Origin of the sequence: Aquincola tertiaricarbonis (genome assembly GCF_000969605.1) — a bacterium.
GTDB classification, from domain to species: Bacteria; Pseudomonadota; Gammaproteobacteria; order Burkholderiales; family Burkholderiaceae_C; genus Aquincola; species Aquincola tertiaricarbonis.
Genome location: NZ_JZUE01000001.1, coordinates 350,130 through 368,073 on the forward strand (window position 1 = coordinate 350,130; position 17,944 = coordinate 368,073).

The following is a 17,944-nucleotide window of genomic DNA, read 5'->3' on the forward strand; positions in this document are numbered from 1 at the left end:
GACGGGCACCCCCAACGTTGCTGCATCTCACCCATCACTTTCAGTGCCCCCTGCAAGTCCTTATTTTTGAAGCCATTTTTTCGTGTACTTACTTCGCGAGGCGGCTGTAAGTAGTTGATTTCATTGATTTTTCTGACAGCGCGCGTTGACCCACACCGGTGCGTCAGCTACAGTGGGGGATAGTGGCGGTTTGTGGGGGAAAAGGGTGAGTTTTGTGTTTCAGGGGGGCTCAGCGTTGTCGCTGGACGGAAAAGGGCGGATGACCGTCCCGGCCCGCCATCGCGACGTGCTGGCTGCCGTGGCACAGGACAAGCTCACCATCACCAAGCATCCCAACCGCTGCCTGCTGGTGTTTCCCCGTCCCGCCTGGGAGCATTTTCGCGACCGCATCCTGGCCATGGGCGCCGGCGGGGATGTGATGCGCCGGCTGTTCGTCGGCAGCGCGGTGGACGTGGAGATCGACAGCGGCTCGCGCGTGCTCATCGCGCCGGAGCTGCGCACCTGGGCCGGCCTGGACAAGGACGTGATGCTGCTGGGCACCGGCCAGCGCTTCGAGCTGTGGGACGCCGCCCGCCTGGCTGCCTACGAGGAAGAGCAGCTGGCCAAGGGCGACGTCGCCCAATCGTTCATCGACATGGGCCTGTGATGAGCAGCACGCCCGCCGCCGCCCCCCTGCAGCACATCAGCGTGATGCTGGAAGAAGCCGTCGAAGGCTGGTTCCACCGCGCCGACGGCATCTACGTGGACGGCACCTTCGGCCGCGGCGGCCACTCGCGCGAACTGCTCAGGCGGCTGTCGCCGCATGGCCGGCTGATCGCCTTCGACAAGGACCCGGCCGCCATTGCCGCTGCCACCGACGAGTCAGCGCCGACGCGGGTTTCAGACCCGCGTTTCGCCATCTTCCATGCCAGCTTCCGCGACATGCGGGAGCGCCTGGCCGGCATCGGCGTGCACCGGGTCGACGGCATCCTGCTGGACCTGGGCGTGTCGTCGCCGCAGATCGACGACCCGCAGCGGGGCTTCAGCTTCCGCTTCGACGGCCCGCTGGACATGCGCATGGACCCGACCCGGGGCGAAAGCGCCGCGGATTTCCTGGCCCGCGCCGACGAGCGCCAGATTGCACAGGTGGTACGAGACTATGGCGAAGAACGGTTTGCTGTGCAGATTGCAAAGGCGCTTGTTGCTCGGCGCGAGGGCGGGAACCCCGTTCGAACCACAGGCCAGCTGTCCGAGGTCGTGGCTCGTGCGGTCAAGACCCGCGAGCCGGGGCAGAACCCCGCCACGCGCACCTTTCAGGCTCTTCGGATTTTCGTCAACGCCGAGCTTGAAGAGCTCAAACAGGTCCTGAGCGACACCGTCGACCTGCTGGCCCCGGGCGGCCGGCTGGCCGTCATCAGCTTCCATTCGCTGGAAGACCGCATCGTCAAGACCTTCATCGCGCGCGAGAGCAAGCAGGTGTACGACCGCCGCGCGCCCTTCGCCGAGCCCGCGCCCACGCGGCTGCATTCGCTCGGCCGGGTGAAGCCCTCGGCCGACGAGGTGGCCGCCAATGCACGTTCTCGCTCGGCCATCCTGCGCGTGGCCGAGCGCAAGGCCGCCCCGGTGGAAGGGCAGGCGCTGTGACGCGGCTCAACATCCTGCTGCTGGCCGCGCTGCTGGCCAGCTGCCTGTTCCTGGTGAAGACCACCTACGACACGCGCCGGCTGTTCAACGAGATTGAACGCGCCAAGACCCTGCACGCCCGGCTGGAAGTGGACTACAAGCGCCTGGAGGCCGAGCGCCAGGCCCAGGCCACCCACCTGCGCGTGGAGAAGGTGGCGCGCGACCGGCTGCAGATGCGCACGGCCAATGCCGCCGTGACCCAGTACGTGACCGATACCGGCCATGCCGCCACCGCGGCTGCGGCCGCCAGCGCGCCGGAGGTGCGGTGATGGGCCTGTTCCGCAAGAAGCCCGCGAGCGGCGGCGCCACCATGACCAAGCGCCCGCGCCCGCCGAAGGACAACGACGGCCGCCGCCGCATGGCCGCCAGCGTGCGCAGCCTGTCGTATGCGCAGAGCCCGCTGCTGGCCGCCAAGACGCCGCCGGGCCGCAGCAAGTTCATCGTCGGCCTGGTGGGCCTGGGCTTCTGCCTGCTGGTGGGCCGCGCGGTCTACATCCAGGCCATCGGCACCGAGTTCTACCTGAGCGAAGGCGAGAAGCGCTATGCGCACACGCTGGAGCTGCGCGCCAGCCGCGGCCGCATCCTCGACCGCAACGGCCTGCTGCTGGCCACCAGCGTGTCGGTGCCGTCCATCTGGGCGATCCCGCGCGACGTGAAGGCCACGCCCGAGCAGCGCCGCGAACTGGCCCGCCTGCTGGAGATGCCGCTTCCCGAGCTCGACAAGACGCTGGACAACGGCAGCCGCTTCGCCTGGCTCAAGCGCCAGGTGGACGACGAGCTGTGGAAGAAGATCCGCGCGCTGAAGATCGAAGGCGTGTACGAGGTCAACGAGTACCGCCGCAAGTACCCCGAGGGCGAGGCGGCGGCGCACCTGGTGGGCTTCACCAACCTGGAAGACGTGGGCCAGGAAGGCATCGAGCTGGCCTTCGAGCAGGAGCTGCGCGGGCGCAACGGCTCGCGCGAGGTGGTCAAGGACCGCCTGGGCCGCGTGGTGGAGGACATGGGCCCGCAGGTGGACGCGGCCAATGGCCAGGACATCCAGCTGTCGGTGGATTCCAAGGTGCAGTTCTTCGCCTACCAGCGCATCCGCGACGCGGTGGCCGAGCACAAGGCCAAGGCCGGCAGCGTGGTGGTGCTGGATGCCAAGACCGGCGAGGTGCTGGCGCTGGCGAACTACCCCAGCTTCGACCCCGGCAACCGCCGCCGCCTCACCGGTGCGCAGCTGCGCAACCGCGCGCTGACCGACACCTTCGAGCCCGGCTCCACGATGAAGCCGCTGATCGTGTCATGGGCGCTGGAAACCCGCCGCGTCACGCCCAACACGCCCATCAACGTGGCGCCGGGCCGCATCACCATCACCGGCAGCACCATCAGCGACTCGCATGCCTATGGCGTGCTGTCGGTCAGCGAGGTGATCCAGAAGTCCAGCAACGTCGGCACCGTGAAGATGGCGATGCAGATGGACCGCAAGGAGATGTACGACGTGTTCGCCGCGGTGGGCCTGGGGCAGAAGCCGCAGCTGCGCTTTCCCGGCGCCGTCACCGGCCGGCTGCGCCCGTGGAAGACCTGGCGGCCCATCGAGCAGGCCACCATGAGCTACGGCTACGGCCTGTCGGCCTCGCTGTTCCAGCTGGCGCGGGCCTACACCGTGTTCGCGCGCGACGGCGAGGTCATCCCCGTGACCATGCTCAAGCAGAACCAGCCGGTGCAGGGCGTGCAGGTGTTCCGCCCCGAGGTGGCCAAGGCCATGCGCGAGATGCTGCACAGCGTCTCGCAGAAGGGCGGCACCGCGCCGCAGTCGCAAGCGGTGGGTTATTCGGTGGGCGGCAAGACGGGTACCGCCCACAAGCAGGAAGGCCGTTCGTACGCCGGCAACAAGTACCGCGCATGGTTCGTCGGCATCGCGCCGATCAGCGACCCGCGCATCGTCGTCGCCGTGATGGTCGACGAACCGACCAATGGCCAATATTTCGGCGGCACCGTGGCCGCGCCCGTGTTCAGCCAGGTGGTGCAGAACACGCTGCGCATGCTGGGCGTGCCGCCCGACATCGAGGTGCAGCCGCAGATCGTCACCCGTGACATCCCGGCCGCGCAGGAAAGTTTCTAAGTGTCCCTGACCCGCCTCAAATCCCCCGACGCCGCAGCCCGCTGGCTGCGCGAGTGGGTCACCGGCACCTTGCGTGCCGACAGCCGCCAGGTGCAGCCGGGTGATGCCTTCATCGCCTGGCCCGGCTATGCCACCGATGGACGCCAGTTCGCGCGCTCGGCCCTGGTGGCCGGTGCCGCCACCTGCCTGGTGGAGCACGAGGGCGTGGAGAGCTTCGCCTTCGACAATGCCCGCATCGCCTCGCTGCCCCAGCTGAAGGCGGCCACCGGCCCCATCGCCGATGCCTTCTTCGGCCACCCCAGCGCCCAGATGGACGTGGTGGCCACCACCGGCACCAACGGCAAGACCTCCACCGCCTGGTGGACGGCGCAGGCCCTGGCCATGCTGGGCCGGCGCTGCGGCGTCATCGGCACGCTGGGCATCGGCGAGCCGCCGCTGGCCATCCCCGCGACCGCTGCATCCACCACGGACGGCCAGCCCAGCGATGCCCAGCCGGGCAGCATCACCTTCACCGGCCTGACCACGCCGGACCCGGTGACGCTGCACCGCGCGCTGCGCGACTTCCACGACGGCGGCATCCATGCCTGCGCCATCGAGGCCTCGTCCATCGGCATCGCCGAGCACCGGCTGGACGGGCTGCGCGTGCGGGTGGCGCTGTTCACCAACTTCACGCAGGACCACCTGGACTACCACGGCTCGATGGAGGCCTACTGGGCCGCCAAGCGGGCGCTGTTCGACTGGCCGGGCCTGAAGTCCGCGGTCATCAACATCGACGATCCGCAGGGCGAGGCGCTGGCCCGCGAGCCCTTCGCGGCCGAGCGCTGGACCGTCTCGGCCCAGCAGACCGCCCGGCTGCGCGCGCAGAACATCGGCTATGCCGACGGCGGCCTGGCCTTCGAGGTGATCGAAGGCGACCGCGGCGCGCTGGTGCGCAGCACGCTGATCGGCGACTTCAACGTGCACAACCTGCTGGTGGTGATCGGCGGGCTGCGGGCGCTGGGCGTCTCGCTGCACGACGCCGCCAGCGTGGTGCCCTTCTTCACCCCCGTGCCCGGCCGCATGCAGCGTGTGCAGCTCAACTCGCAAGCGCCGCTGCCCGAGCTGGTGGTCGACTATGCCCACACGCCCGACGCGCTGGAAAAGGCGCTGCTGGCGCTGCGCCCGTTCGCGCAGGCACGCGGCGGTCGGCTGATCTGCGTGTTCGGCTGCGGCGGCAACCGCGACGCCACCAAGCGGCCGCAGATGGGCGCCATCGCGGCGCGGCTGGCGCAGCGCGTGCTGCTGACCAGCGACAACCCGCGCGGCGAGGACCCCGAGGCCATCCTGGCGCAGATCGCGGCCGGCATCGAGCGCGGCCATGTGGATGCCACCGTCATCGCCGACCGCCGCGCCGCCATCGCCGAGGCGGTGAACAGTGCCGGCCCGAACGACGTCATCCTGCTGGCCGGCAAGGGCCATGAGGACTACCAGGAGATCCAGGGCGTGAAGCACCCGTTCTCCGACGCCGCCGAGGCCCTGGCCGCGCTGGCCGCGCGCCAGGCACAGCAGATCGCTGCGGGTGGAGGGCAGGCGCAATGAGCACCGTGCTGCCGATGACCACGCTGGGCGAGCTGGCCATGCTGCTGCCCGACACCGTGCTGGTGGGCGACGCCGCCACGCCGGTGCACCGCGTGCACAGCGACACCCGCACGCTGCAGCCCGGCGACCTGTTCGTCGCGCTGCGCGGCGAGCGCTTCGATGCCCACGACTTCCTGCCCCAGGCCCGCGAGGCCGGCGCCGTGGCCGCGCTGGCCGAACATGGCCTGCAAGCCGCCGGCCTGCCCGGCCTGCAGGTGCCCGACGTGCAGCGGGCGCTGGAATTCCTGGCCGCGGCCTGGCGCCGCAAGCATGAGCTGCCGCTGATCGCCGTCACCGGCAGCAACGGCAAGACCACCGTCACCCAGATGACCGCGGCCATCCTGCGCGCCTGGCTGGCCGACGGCGCGCTGGCCACCGAAGGCAACTACAACAACCACATCGGCGTGCCGCTGACGCTGCTGCGCCTGCGGCAGGATGCGCAGCGCTGGCACCGTGCCGCGGTGGTCGAGCTGGGCATGAACCACCCGGGCGAGATCGCGCTGCTGGCGCGCATCGCCGCGCCCACGGTGGCGCTGGTGAACAACGCCCAGCGCGAGCACCAGGAGTTCATGGCCACGGTGGAAGCCGTGGCCCGCGAGAACGGCAGCGTGATCGAGGCCCTGGGCCCCACCGGCGTGGCCGTGTTCCCGGCCGACGACACCTATGCGCCGCTGTGGCTGCAGCTGGCCGGCAGCCGCCCGCACCTGACCTTCGCCCGCCAGGGCGAGGCCGACCTCACCTGCGAGGCGATGTGGATGGGCGCCCACTGGGCCATCACGCTGCACACGCCGGCCGGCCCGGCCAGCCTGACGCTGGCGGTGGCCGGCGAGCACAACCTGCGCAATGCGCTGGCCGCCGCCGCCTGCGCGCTGGCTGCCGGTGCGCCGCTGTCGGCCATCGTGCAGGGGCTGCAGGGCTTCGCCCCGGTCAAGGGCCGCTCGCAGCTGCAGACCCTGAGCCACCGCGGCCAGCCGCTGGTGCTCATCGACGACAGCTACAACGCCAACCCCGATTCCATGCGCGCCGCCATCGATGTGCTGGCCACGCTGCCGGCGCCGCGCGCGCTGCTGATGGGCGACATGGGCGAGGTGGGCGACCGTGGCCCCGAGTTCCATGCCGAGGTCGGCGCGCATGCGCAGGCCTGCGGCATCGAGCTGCTGTGGGCCGCCGGTGCCGCCAGCGCCGAGGCCACGGCCGCGCATGCGGCCGGCCGCCACTTCGCCACGGTGGAAGCACTGATCGCCGCGCTGCCCGAGCTGCCGGCCGGCGGCTCGGTGGTGGTCAAGGGATCGCGCTTCATGCGCATGGAGCGTGTGGTCGCCGCCCTGCAGAACGCCGGAGGCACCGATGCTGCTTAGCCTGGCGCAGTGGCTGCAGACGCTGTATCCGGAGGAGCTGGGCTTCCTGCGGGTGTTCCAGTACCTCACCTTCCGGGCGGTGCTGGCCGCGATGACCTCGCTGCTGATCGGCCTGGCCTTCGGGCCCTGGGTGATCCGCCGGTTGACGGCGCTGAAGATTGGCCAGCCGATCCGCGGCTACGGCATGCAGACGCACCTGGCCAAGAGCGGCACGCCCACCATGGGCGGCGTGCTCATCCTCATCGGCATCGGCGTGTCCACGCTGCTGTGGTTCGACTGGAGCAACCGCTTCGTCTGGATCGTGATGCTGGTCACCTTCGGCTTCGGCGCCATCGGCTGGGCCGACGACTGGCGCAAGGTGGTGCAGAAGAACCCCGAGGGCATGCCCTCGCGCGAGAAGTACTTCTGGCAGTCGCTGATCGGCCTGGTGGCCGCGCTGTACCTGGCCTTCAGCGTGTCCGAGACCTCCAACCTGCGGGTGCTGGAGCTGTTCGTGCAATGGGTGCAGAGCGGCTTCAGCAACGAGCTGCCGCCCAGCGCCGACCTGATGGTGCCGTTCTTCAAGACGGTGAGCTATCCGCTGGGCGTGTGGGGCTTCATCATCCTCACCTACCTGGTGATCGTGGGCAGCAGCAATGCGGTCAACCTCACCGACGGCCTGGACGGCCTGGCCATCATGCCGGTGGTGCTGGTGGGCTCGGCGCTGGGCGTGTTCTCGTACGTGGTGGGCAGCTCGGTGTACTCGCGCTACCTGCTGTTCCCGTACATCCCCGGCTCGGGCGAGCTGCTGATCTTCTGCTCGGCGCTGGCCGGCGCCGGCCTGGCCTTCCTGTGGTTCAACACCCATCCGGCGCAGGTGTTCATGGGCGACGTGGGCGCGCTGGCGCTGGGCGGCGCACTGGGCACCATCGCCGTCATCACCCGCCAGGAGATCGTGCTGGCCATCATGGGCGGCGTGTTCGTGGCCGAGGCGCTGTCGGTCATGGCCCAGGTCACCTGGTTCAAGTACACCAAGAAGAAGTACGGCGAGGGCCGGCGCATCCTGAAGATGGCGCCGCTGCACCATCACTTCGAAAAGAGCGGATGGCGCGAGACGCAGGTCGTCGTGCGCTTCTGGATCATCACCATGCTGCTGTGCCTCATCGGCCTGGCCAGCCTCAAGCTGCGCTGATGACGACCATGGACCACCTGATTGACCGCCACCTGCTGGTGCTGGGCCTGGGCGATTCCGGGCTGGCGATGGTGCGCTGGTGCGTGGCCGGCGGCGCCACGGTGCGCGTGTGGGATTCGCGCGAGCAGCCGCCGCAGGCTGCCACGTTGCGCGCCGAGCTGCCGCAGGTGCAGTTGTCCAGCGGCCCGCTGCAGCCGGCCGAGGCGCTGCAGGGCGTGGAGCTGGTGCTGAAGAGCCCGGGCCTGTCGCCGCTGGACGAGCGCATCCGCCCGCTGCTGGAGGAAGCCGCTGCCGCCGGCATCCCGGTGCAGGGCGAGCTGGACCTGTTTGTCCGCGCGTTGGCCGAGCTGAAGGCCACGCGTGGTTATGCGCCGCAGGTGCTGGCCATCACCGGCACCAATGGCAAGACCACCACCACCGCGCTGACCGCGCTGCTGGTGGAGCGCTGCGACAAGCGCGTGGCCGTGGCCGGCAACATCGGCCCGACGATGCTGGACACCCTGGCCGCGCTGCTGGCGCAGGAGCCGGAGGCCGAGCCTGCCGCCCCCGTGGCGGAGCTGGCAGCCGTGCCCGCGGCCGCCCAAACGGCGCCCGAGTCCGAAGGCACCGACGCCCTTGACCCCGAGGCCGAGGCGGGCATCGACGGCGACGAGCCCGAGGCCGCCGCCAACGAAGCCGCATCGCTCCCCGACGACGCACCGCTGGTGCTGGCGCCGCCGCCCCCGGCCGCGCCGCTGTTCCAGGCGCTGCCCGAGGTCTGGGTGCTGGAGCTGTCCAGCTTCCAGCTGCACGGCGTGCGCGGCTTCGAGCCCAGCGCGGCCACCATCCTCAACCTCAGCCAGGACCACCTGGACTGGCACGGCGACATGCGCGCCTATGGCGAGGCCAAGGCCCGCGTCTGGGGCGAGCAGGCGGTGCTGGTGGTCAACCGCGACGATCCCGCGGTGGAAGCCCTGGTGCCCGCGCCGGTGCCGGTGATCAATGCCGCCACCGGCAAGCCCTTCAAGCCGGCCAAGGGCAAGCTGCCGCGCACCGTGGCCCGCCGTGCGCTGCGCTTCGGGCTGGATGCACCGCGGGCACCTGGCGACTTCGGCCTGGTGACCGAGAACGGCATCGCCTGGCTGGTGCGGGCGCTGGAAGCCGACCCCACCGAGAAGCGCCGCGCGGGTGACGAACCCGAGATCCACCTGCAGCGGCTGATGCCCGCCGATGCGCTGCGCATCCGCGGCCGCCACAACGCCGCCAATGCACTGGCCGCGCTGGCACTGGCCAGTGCCGTCGGATGCCCGCTGGCGCCGATGCTGCACGGCCTGCGCGAATACCGCGGCGAGCCGCACCGGGTGGAGTTCGTCGCCAGCGTGGAAGGCGTGGAAGCCTTCGACGACAGCAAGGGCACCAACGTGGGCGCCACCGTGGCCGCGCTGCTGGGCCTGGGCGCCGACAAGGCCCCGGGCAAGCTGGTGGCCATCCTGGGCGGCGACGGCAAGGGCCAGGACTTCGCGCCGCTGGCTGCGCCGCTGGCCCGCCATGCACGGGCCGTGGCGCTGATCGGCCGCGATGCCGACGCCATTGCCGATGCACTGGCCGCCGAGGCCGAGCGCAGCGGCCTGGCCTTGCAGCACATCGCGCTGCGCCGCCACGAGACGCTGCCGCAGGCCGTGGCCTGGTGCTTCGAGCAGGCGCAGCCGGGTGATGCAGTGCTGCTCAGTCCCGCCTGCGCCAGCCTCGACATGTTCCGCAACTACGCCCACCGCGCCGAGGTGTTCGTGCAGGCGGTGCAGGCCCATGCGGCCGAACACGGGGAGCACGTCTGATGGCCCGCAGCCTGCAGATGCCTTCGATGCTGGCCGGCCTGCGCGAGCGGCTGGCCAACCTGCGCGCGCCCTTTGCGCGCAAGCCCGACGACGACGGCAGCCACCGCGTGCCGGTGCGCGACTGGGTGCCCAGCTCCTCCCGGCCCACGGCGGTGCAGGGCATCGACCGCACCTTCATCTGGGTGGTGGTGGCCTTGCTGGCCCTGGGCCTGGTGATGGTGTATTCGGCCTCGGTGGCCCTGCCCGACAACCCGAAGTTCGCGCGCTACGCCTCCACGCACTTCCTCACTCGGCACATGCTGTCCATCTTCCTGGCCTGCGTGGTGGTGGTGCTGGTCTTGCAGATCCCGATGAGCGAATGGGAGAAGTGGGCGCCTTGGATCTTCGTCATCGCGCTGGTGCTGCTGGTGGCGGTGCTCATCCCCGGCGTGGGCAAGGGCGTGAACGGCGCGCGGCGCTGGATTCCGCTGGGCATCATGAACTTCCAGCCCAGCGAGCTGGCCAAGCTGGGCATCGCGATGTACGCGGCCAGCTACATGGTGCGCAAGATGGATGCGCGGGAGAACTTCTTCCGCGCCGTCACGCCGATGGCGGTGGCGCTGGGCGTCATCGGCATCCTGCTGCTGGCCGAGCCGGACATGGGCGCCTTCATGGTCATCGCCGCGATGGCGCTGGGCATCCTGTTCCTGGGTGGCGTCAACGGCCGCATGTTCTTCCTGAGCGTGGCGGTGCTGGTGGGTGCCTTCGTGCTGATGATCGTCTTCAGCGAGTTCCGCCGCCAGCGCATCTTCGCGTACCTGGACCCCTGGAATCCCGACTATGCCCAGGGCAAGGCCTACCAGCTCACCCATTCGCTGATCGCCTTCGGCCGCGGCGAGATCTTCGGCCAGGGCCTGGGCGGCAGCCTGGAGAAGCTGCACTACCTGCCCGAGGCGCACACCGACTTCCTGCTTGCCGTGGTCGGCGAGGAGCTGGGCCTGATCGGCGTGCTGGCGGTGGTGGCCGCCTTCTTCTGGCTCACCCGCCGCATCTTCCACATCGGCCGCCAGGCCATCGCGCTGGACCGCGTGTTCGCCGGCCTGATGGTGCAGGGCATCGGCATCTGGATGGGCGGCCAGTCCTTCATCAACATGGGCGTGAACCTGGGCGTGCTGCCCACCAAGGGCCTCACGCTGCCGCTGATGAGCTACGGCGGCAGCGCCATCGTGATGAACCTGGTGGCCCTGGCCATCGTGCTGCGCACCGACATGGAAAACCGCGCGCTGATGCGGGGCGGCAGAGCATGAGCCATCTGATCATCATGGCGGCGGGCACCGGCGGCCACATCATTCCCGGCATCGCGGTGGCGCGCGAGATGCAGGCCCGCGGCTGGACCGTGAGCTGGATGGGCACGCCCGCCGGCATGGAGAACACGCTGGTGCCCGCGGCGGGCATTCCCATCGACCGCCTGGGCTTCGCCGGCCTGCGCGGCAAGGGGCTGCTGCATGCGGTCAAGGGAGCATTCAAGCTCGTCGGCTCCTTCGCCGAAAGCCTGAACATCCTGCGCCGCCGCAGTGCCGACGCGGTGCTGGGCATGGGCGGCTACGTGTGCTTCCCGGGCGGGCTGATGGCCGGCCTGATGCGCAAGCCGCTGGTGCTGGTCAATGCCGATGCGGCGCTGCTGCTGTCCAACAAGGGCTTGCTGCCTTTCGCCGACCGCGTGGCCTTCGGCTTCGACGGCGCCGATGCGGCGCGCACGCGCCACTCGGTGGTCACCGGCAACCCGGTGCGCGCCGAGATCGAGGCGCTGCCGGTGCCGGCCCAGCGCTTTGCCGGCCGCAGCGGCCCGCTGCGGGTGCTGGTGCTGGGCGGCAGCCTGGGCGCACGCGTGCTCAACCAGGCGCTGCCCGCCGCGCTGGCGCTGATCGAGGCCGACCAGCGGCCCATCGTCATCCACCAGACCGGCGCCGCGCATGTGGAATCGGTGCGCGCGGCCTATGCCGAGGTGCGGGTGCAGGCCGAGGTGCTGCCCTTCATCGAGGACATGTCGCGCCGCCTGGCCGAATGCGACCTGGTGGTGTGCCGCGCCGGCGCGGTGACGGTGAGCGAGCTGTGCGCCGCCGGCGTGCCCAGCGTGCTGGTGCCGCTGATCGTCAGCACCACCTCCCACCAGCGCGACAACGCGCTGTTCATGGCCCAGCACGGGGCCGCGCTGCACCTGCCGCAGGCCGAGCTGAGCCCGCAGAAACTGGCCGAGCTGTTCCAGGCCACCGACCGCACGGCCCTGCTGGCCATGGCCGAGAAAGCCCACACCCTGGCCCGCCCCCGCGCCGCGGCCCGTGTGGCGGATGAGATTGAAAGGCTGGTCAAGCCGTGAAGCACGCCGTTAAACATATTCACTTCGTAGGGATCGGCGGCTCCGGCATGAGCGGCATCGCCGAGGTGCTGCACAACCTGGGCTACGTCATCTCGGGCTCCGACCAGAGCGACAGCGTCGTGGTGCGCCGCCTGGCCGGGCTGGGCATCCGCGTGGCGGTGGGGCATGACGCGGCCAACATCGCCGGTGCCGAGGCCGTGGTCATCAGCACCGCGGTGCATGGCGACAACCCCGAGGTGATCGCCGCGCGCAGCCGCCGCGTGCCGGTGGTGCCGCGCGCGGTGATGCTGGCCGAGCTGATGCGCCTGCGCAAGGGCATCGCCATCGCCGGCACCCACGGCAAGACGACCACCACCTCGCTGGTCACCAGCGTGCTGGCCGAGGCCGGCATCGACCCCACCTTCGTGATCGGCGGCCGCCTCAACAGCGCCGGCGCCAACTCGCGGCTGGGCTCGGGCGAGTACATCGTGGTGGAGGCCGACGAGTCGGACGCCTCCTTCCTCAACCTGTCGCCCATCCTGTCGGTCATCACCAACATCGATGCCGACCACATGGACACCTACGGCCACGACTTCGCCAGGCTGAAGGCGGCCTTCGTGGACTTCCTGCACCGCATGCCGTTCTACGGCGCGGCCATCGTGTGTGCGGACGATCCCGGCGTGCGCTCGGTGATCCCGATGGTGTCGCGCCCGGTGGTGACCTACGGCTTCAACGAGGACGTGCAGATCCGCGCCGTCAACGTGCAGGCGCTGCCCGGCGGCCAGATGCGCTTCACTGCGCAGCGCCGCAACGGCGTGCGCATGCCCGACCTGGACATCACGCTGAACCTGCCCGGCGAGCACAACGTGCGCAACGCGCTGGCCGCGGTGGCCGTGGCCACCGAGTTGGAGCTGCCCGATGCGCCCATCGTCAGCGCCCTGGCGGCCTTCGGCGGCGTGGGCCGGCGCTTCCAGCGCTACGGCGAGCTGCCGGCGTCCGAAGGTGGCGAGTTCACGCTGATCGACGACTACGGCCACCACCCGGTGGAGATGGCCGCGGTGGTGGCAGCCGCACGCGGCGCCTTCCCGGGCCGCCGGCTGGTGCTGGCCTTCCAGCCGCACCGCTTCACCCGCACGCGCGACTGCTTCGAGGACTTCGTGAAGGTGCTGGGCACCGCCGACGCGGTGCTGCTGACCGAGGTGTATGCCGCCGGCGAGCAGCCCATCGTGGCCGCCGACGGCCGGGCGCTGGCCCGCGCGCTGCGCGTGGCCGGCCAGGTGGACCCGGTGTTCGTTGACGACATCAACGAACTGCCCGCCACCATCGCCAAGCAGGCGCGTGCCGGCGACGTGGTGATCTCGATGGGGGCTGGCAGCATCGGTGCGGTGCCGGCCAAGGTGGTGGATCTGCTGGGAGTGGCGGCATGAGCAGTGCGCCGACGATCGATCCGAAGGCCCTGGGCAAGACCGCCGTGCTGATGGGCGGCAGCTCGGCCGAGCGCGAGGTGTCGCTGATGTCGGGCACCGGCGTGCTGAATGCGCTCAAGGCCATGGGCGTGGACGCCTATGCCTTCGACCCCGCGCAGCGCGAGCTGGCGGCGCTGAAGCACGAAGGCTTCCAGCGCGTGTTCATCGCGCTGCACGGCCGCCATGGCGAGGACGGCACGGTCCAAGGCGCGCTGGAGCTGCTGGGCATCCCGTACACCGGCTCGGGCGTGATGGCCTCGGCGGTGGCGATGGACAAGGTGATGACCAAGCGCATCTGGCTGGCCGAGGGCCTGCCCACGCCGCGTTATGCCTGCCTCACGCCCGCCGAACAGACGCACGAGCGCATCCGCACCGTGCCCGACGACCTCGGCCTGCCGTTGATCGTCAAGCCGCCGCACGAGGGCTCGTCCATCGGCGTGACCAAGGTGGCGGGCTACTCGCAGATGCAGGAAGCCGTGCAGCTGGCCGCGGGCTACGACCCCGAGGTGCTGTGCGAGGAATTCATCGACGGCGAGGAAGTGACCTGCCCGGTGCTGGGCGAAGGTGCCGATGCGCATGCGCTGCCGGTGATCCGCATCGTGGCGCCCGAAGGGGCCTACGACTACCAGAACAAGTACTTCACCGACGACGTGCACTACCTGGTGCCCAGCGGCCTGCCCGAGGCCGAGGAGCGCGAGATCCAGCGCATCGTGCTGCAGGCCTATCGCGCGCTGGGCTGCCGCGGCTGGGGCCGGGCCGACCTGATGGTGCGCGCCAGCGACCGCAAGCCCTTCCTGCTGGAGATGAACACCTCGCCGGGCATGACCGGCCACTCGCTGGTGCCGATGTCGGCCCGCGCCGCCGGCATCAGCTACGAGCAGCTGTGCCTGAACCTGCTGGCGGACGCCCGGTTGGACAGCGCCCGCCCGAACCAGGATGCGTGAACGCATGAACATGGCCCTGCCCAACGACGTGCGCCTGACCAACGCGGTGGCCAACACCGTGTTCGTGCTCGCCGGTCTGGTGCTGGCCGCGGCGCTGGTGGCCTGGGTGGCCCGGCTGCCGATGTTCGCGCTGCGCGGCATCGTGGTGGATGGCGAGTTGTCGCGCAGCAGCGTGGCCACCATCCGCGCCAATGCCGCGCCGCAGCTGCAGGGCAACTTCTTCACCATCAACCTGGCGGCCGCCCGCGCGGCCTTCGAGACGGTGCCCTGGGTGCGCCAGGCCATCGTGCGCCGGGTGTGGCCCAACCGGCTGGCGGTCACCCTCACCGAGCACGAGGCCGCCGCGTTCTGGGAGAACGAGGAAGGCGACGAGCGCCTGGTGAACGTGCAGGGCGACGTGTTCGAGGCCAACCTGGGCGACGTGGAGGACGAGGGCCTGCCGCGCCTGTCCGGCCCGGACGGCAGCGCCGCGCAGATGCTCTCGCTGTACCGCCGGCTGCAGCCGCTGCTGGCACCGCTGCAGGCCGATGTGACGGCGCTGCGCCAGTCGCGTCGCGGCTCCATCCGCGCCGAGCTGGAGGGCGGCGCCACCCTCGAGATCGGCCGCGGCACCGAGGACGCCCTGGCCGAGCGCACCGAACGTTTCGTGCGCACGCTGCCGCAGGTACTGGCGCAGTACCCCGGCCGTGCGCTGCAGTACGCCGATCTCCGGCACAACGATGCCTATGCGCTGCGCATCGAGGGCGTGAGCACGCTGGTCGCGCCGCCCCCGCCGGTGCGACCCAAGCCCGCGCCGCGCCCCGCGGCACGGCAACGCTAAAGACATCAGGACACACAGATGGCCAAGGAATACAAGGATCTCGTCGTCGGGCTCGACATCGGCACCGCCAAGGTGATGGCCGTGGTGGCTGAAGTGCTGCCCAGCGGGGAGCTGCGGGTGGCGGGCCTGGGGGTGGCCTCGTCGCACGGCCTCAAGCGCGGCGTGGTGGTCAACATCGACGCCACGGTGCAGAGCATCCAGCAGGCCTTGAAGGAGGCCGAGATGATGGCCGACTGCAAGATCACCAGCGTCTACACCGGCATCACCGGCAGCCACATCCGCGGCCAGAACTCCACCGGCATGGTCATCGTGCGCGACAAGGAGGTGACGCCGGTGGACGTCACCCGCGTGGTGGAGACGGCCAAGGCCATCAACATCCCCAACGACCAGCGTCTGCTGCTTGTGGAGCCGCAGGAATTCGTCATCGACGGCCACGAGGTGAAGGAGCCGATCGGCATGAGCGGCGGCCGGCTCGAGGTCAAGGTGCACATCGCCACCGGCGCGCAGAGCGCGGCCGAGAACATCATCAAGTGCGTGCGCCGCTGCGGGCTGGAAGTGAATCTGCTGGTGCTCAATCCCAGCGCCTCCAGCCATGCGGTGCTGACCGAGGACGAGAAGGACCTGGGCGTGGCGCTGGTGGACATCGGCGCCGGCACCACCGACGTGGCCATCTTCACCGACGGCGCGATCCGCCACACGGCCGTGATCCCGATTGCCGGCGACCTGATCACCAGCGACATCGCGATGGCGCTGCGCACGCCCACCAAGGACGCGGAAGAGATCAAGGTGGAGTACGGCGTGGCCAAGCAGCTGCTGGCCGACCCGAGCGAGAACCTGGAAGTACCCGGCCTGGGCGACCGCGCGCCGCGCATGTTGTCCAGACAGGCGCTGTCGGGCGTGATCGAGCCGCGGGTGGAGGAGATCTTCTCGCTGGTGCACCAGGTCATCCGCGACAGCGGCTACGAGGAGCTGCTGTCCAGCGGCATCGTGATCACGGGCGGCTCGGCGGTGATGCCGGGCATGGTGGAGCTGGGCGAGGACATCTTCCTCAAGCCGGTGCGCAAGGGACTGCCCACGTACAGCGGTGCGCTGCACGACATGGTGGCCAATCCGCGCTCGGCCACGGTGATGGGTTTGCTGGAGGAGGCGCGGCTGGGGCGGGCGCGGGGCCACAAGGCCGCCGCGCAGGCGGGCTCGGTGGAGACGCTGTTCGGCCGCGTCAAGGATTGGTTTTTTGGGGTGTTTTAGTAGAAGAAGCCCGTCATGAGGCTTCGTACAGGCGGGACGCGATGAGCGTCGATATGAATCAACGGCAACTGCTAGGCAAGGAGTCAACAATGGCCATCGAAATGATCGAGGAATTCGACCAAGGCACTCAGATCCGCGTGATCGGCGTCGGTGGTGGCGGCGGCAACGCTGTCGATCACATGATCGCCAAGGGCGTTCAGGGCGTGGACTTCGTCTGCGCCAACACGGACGCGCAGGCGCTCAGCCGCAGCAGCGCGAACAGCGTCATCCAGCTGGGAACCACCGGCCTGGGCGCCGGTGCCAAGCCGGCTGCCGGCCGCGCCGCGGCCGAGGAGGCGGTGGACCGCATCAAGGCGTCGATCGACGGCGCCCACATGCTGTTCATCACCGCCGGCATGGGCGGCGGCACCGGCACCGGCGCCGCGCCGGTGATCGCGCGCGTGGCCAAGGAGATGGGCATCCTGACCGTGGGCGTGGTGACCAAGCCCTTCGAGTTCGAAGGCAACCGCCGCCTGAAGGCCGCCGACGAAGGCATCGCCGAGCTGGAGGCCAACGTCGACTCGCTGATCGTGGTGCTCAACGAGAAGCTGCTGGAAGTGCTGGGCGACGACATCACCCAGGAAGAAGCCTTCGCCCATGCCAACGACGTGCTGCGCAACGCGGTCGGCGGCATCAGCGACATCATCCATGTGCCGGGCCTGGTCAACGTCGACTTCGAGGACGTGAAGACCGTGATGAGCGAGCCGGGCAAGGCGATGATGGGCACGGCGCAGGCCGGCGGCCCGGACCGCGCCACCAAGGCCGCGGAACAGGCCGTGGCCTGCCCGCTGCTGGAAGGCATCGACCTGTCGGGCGCCAAGGGCGTGCTGGTGCTGATTGCGGCGAGCAAGAACACCTTCAAGCTGGCCGAGAGCCGCAATGCGATGAACACCATCCGCCGCTATGCCGCGGACGATGCGCACGTGATCTACGGCACCGCCTACGACGACAGCCTGGGCGACCAGCTGCGCGTGACGGTGATCGCCACCGGCCTGTCGCCGGCCCGCCGCGCGCAGGCTCCGATCAGCGTGGTGCACAGCGCCCCGATGCTGCGCACCGGCACGGACAACCTGCCCATCCTGAACCAGGTGGCGCAGCCGATGAACGTGAACGGCCTGGGCGGCGCGCCGATGCAGCACGACTACAGCCAGCTCAGCACCCCCAGCGTCTGGCGCAACGGCCGCACGCAGGCGGCTGCCAAGGTGGACGCGCTGGCCAGCAACGGCATGGACGAGATCGAGATCCCCGCCTTTCTCCGCAAGCAGGCCGATTGAATGGGGCACCCGGCGTCATGAGTACATGACGCCACCCGCCAAGCGGGTTGCGCGGCCGCCTTCGGGCGGCCGGGCGGCGGCCGCGGGGG

The 17,944-nt window shown here is 70.1% G+C and carries 15 protein-coding genes; all 15 read left to right on the top strand.

What is annotated here, in order from left to right:
* Positions 1-214: 214 nt before the first annotated feature.
* The 15 genes from mraZ (at position 215) to ftsZ (ending at position 17,855) form a co-directional block, all read left to right on the top strand.
* Complete coding sequence (mraZ, locus tag VO99_RS01655; protein ID WP_046111031.1) at positions 215-646, top strand: division/cell wall cluster transcriptional repressor MraZ; 432 nt, start codon at positions 215-217, stop codon at positions 644-646.
* Positions 646-1,623, top strand: coding sequence for a 16S rRNA (cytosine(1402)-N(4))-methyltransferase RsmH (gene rsmH, locus VO99_RS01660; protein ID WP_046111032.1), 978 nt, complete (start codon positions 646-648; stop codon positions 1,621-1,623). The genes mraZ and rsmH overlap by 1 nt, the downstream gene beginning before the upstream one ends.
* A complete protein-coding gene (ftsL, locus tag VO99_RS01665; RefSeq protein WP_046111033.1) occupies positions 1,620-1,931 on the top strand; it encodes a cell division protein FtsL in 312 nt (103 codons plus the stop codon). The genes rsmH and ftsL overlap by 4 nt, the downstream gene beginning before the upstream one ends.
* A gap of 89 nt (positions 1,932-2,020) precedes the next feature.
* Positions 2,021-3,769, top strand: a complete 1,749-nt coding sequence (locus tag VO99_RS01670) for a peptidoglycan D,D-transpeptidase FtsI family protein (RefSeq protein ID WP_046111229.1) — start codon at positions 2,021-2,023, stop codon at positions 3,767-3,769.
* Positions 3,770-5,347, top strand: a complete 1,578-nt coding sequence (locus VO99_RS01675; RefSeq protein ID WP_046111034.1) for a UDP-N-acetylmuramoyl-L-alanyl-D-glutamate--2,6-diaminopimelate ligase — start codon at positions 3,770-3,772, stop codon at positions 5,345-5,347.
* Entirely contained in the window at positions 5,344-6,744 is a 1,401-nt protein-coding gene (locus VO99_RS01680; RefSeq protein ID WP_046111035.1) for a UDP-N-acetylmuramoyl-tripeptide--D-alanyl-D-alanine ligase, read from the top strand. The genes VO99_RS01675 and VO99_RS01680 overlap by 4 nt, the downstream gene beginning before the upstream one ends.
* A complete protein-coding gene (gene mraY / locus VO99_RS01685; protein WP_046111036.1) occupies positions 6,734-7,915 on the top strand; it encodes a phospho-N-acetylmuramoyl-pentapeptide-transferase in 1,182 nt (393 codons plus the stop codon). Before VO99_RS01680 ends, mraY begins: the two co-directional genes overlap by 11 nt.
* A gap of 8 nt (positions 7,916-7,923) precedes the next feature.
* On the top strand, positions 7,924-9,729 hold the full coding sequence (locus VO99_RS01690; RefSeq protein ID WP_046111230.1) for a Mur ligase family protein: 1,806 nt from the start codon (positions 7,924-7,926) through the stop codon (positions 9,727-9,729).
* A 26-nt stretch (positions 9,730-9,755) separates the two neighbouring features.
* Positions 9,756-11,015 (top strand): putative lipid II flippase FtsW, encoded by a 1,260-nt coding sequence (gene ftsW / locus VO99_RS01695; RefSeq protein ID WP_375136376.1) that lies wholly within the window; start codon positions 9,756-9,758, stop codon positions 11,013-11,015.
* Positions 11,012-12,085 carry an undecaprenyldiphospho-muramoylpentapeptide beta-N-acetylglucosaminyltransferase gene (murG, locus tag VO99_RS01700; protein ID WP_046111037.1) on the top strand — a complete coding sequence of 358 codons (1,074 nt, stop codon included), beginning with the start codon at positions 11,012-11,014 and terminating at the stop codon, positions 12,083-12,085. The genes ftsW and murG overlap by 4 nt, the downstream gene beginning before the upstream one ends.
* Positions 12,082-13,491 (top strand): UDP-N-acetylmuramate--L-alanine ligase, encoded by a 1,410-nt coding sequence (murC, locus tag VO99_RS01705; protein WP_046111038.1) that lies wholly within the window; start codon positions 12,082-12,084, stop codon positions 13,489-13,491. The genes murG and murC overlap by 4 nt, the downstream gene beginning before the upstream one ends.
* Positions 13,488-14,474 (top strand): D-alanine--D-alanine ligase, encoded by a 987-nt coding sequence (locus VO99_RS01710; RefSeq protein WP_046111039.1) that lies wholly within the window; start codon positions 13,488-13,490, stop codon positions 14,472-14,474. Before murC ends, VO99_RS01710 begins: the two co-directional genes overlap by 4 nt.
* A 4-nt stretch (positions 14,475-14,478) precedes the next feature.
* Complete coding sequence (locus VO99_RS01715) at positions 14,479-15,294, top strand: cell division protein FtsQ/DivIB (protein WP_046111040.1); 816 nt, start codon at positions 14,479-14,481, stop codon at positions 15,292-15,294.
* An 18-nt stretch (positions 15,295-15,312) separates the two neighbouring features.
* Entirely contained in the window at positions 15,313-16,542 is a 1,230-nt protein-coding gene (gene ftsA, locus VO99_RS01720) for a cell division protein FtsA (protein WP_046111041.1), read from the top strand.
* 89 nt (positions 16,543-16,631) lie between these two features.
* Positions 16,632-17,855: a cell division protein FtsZ gene (ftsZ, locus tag VO99_RS01725; protein ID WP_046111042.1), complete on the top strand. Its 1,224-nt coding sequence runs from the start codon at positions 16,632-16,634 to the stop codon at positions 17,853-17,855.
* The last annotated feature ends 89 nt before the right edge of the window (positions 17,856-17,944 follow it).

Coding starts and splice junctions, on each gene's coding strand:
- rsmH (WP_046111032.1), top strand. CDS start 646: ATGAGCAGCACGCCCGCCGCCGCCCCCCTGCAGCACATCAGCGTGATG.
- VO99_RS01670 (WP_046111229.1), top strand. CDS start 2,021: ATGGCCGCCAGCGTGCGCAGCCTGTCGTATGCGCAGAGCCCGCTGCTG.
- VO99_RS01680 (WP_046111035.1), top strand. CDS start 5,344: ATGAGCACCGTGCTGCCGATGACCACGCTGGGCGAGCTGGCCATGCTG.
- mraY (WP_046111036.1), top strand. CDS start 6,734: ATGCTGCTTAGCCTGGCGCAGTGGCTGCAGACGCTGTATCCGGAGGAG.
- VO99_RS01690 (WP_046111230.1), top strand. CDS start 7,924: ATGGACCACCTGATTGACCGCCACCTGCTGGTGCTGGGCCTGGGCGAT.
- ftsW (WP_375136376.1), top strand. CDS start 9,756: ATGCTGGCCGGCCTGCGCGAGCGGCTGGCCAACCTGCGCGCGCCCTTT.
- murG (WP_046111037.1), top strand. CDS start 11,012: ATGAGCCATCTGATCATCATGGCGGCGGGCACCGGCGGCCACATCATT.
- VO99_RS01710 (WP_046111039.1), top strand. CDS start 13,488: ATGAGCAGTGCGCCGACGATCGATCCGAAGGCCCTGGGCAAGACCGCC.
- VO99_RS01715 (WP_046111040.1), top strand. CDS start 14,479: ATGAACATGGCCCTGCCCAACGACGTGCGCCTGACCAACGCGGTGGCC.
- ftsA (WP_046111041.1), top strand. CDS start 15,313: ATGGCCAAGGAATACAAGGATCTCGTCGTCGGGCTCGACATCGGCACC.
- ftsZ (WP_046111042.1), top strand. CDS start 16,632: ATGGCCATCGAAATGATCGAGGAATTCGACCAAGGCACTCAGATCCGC.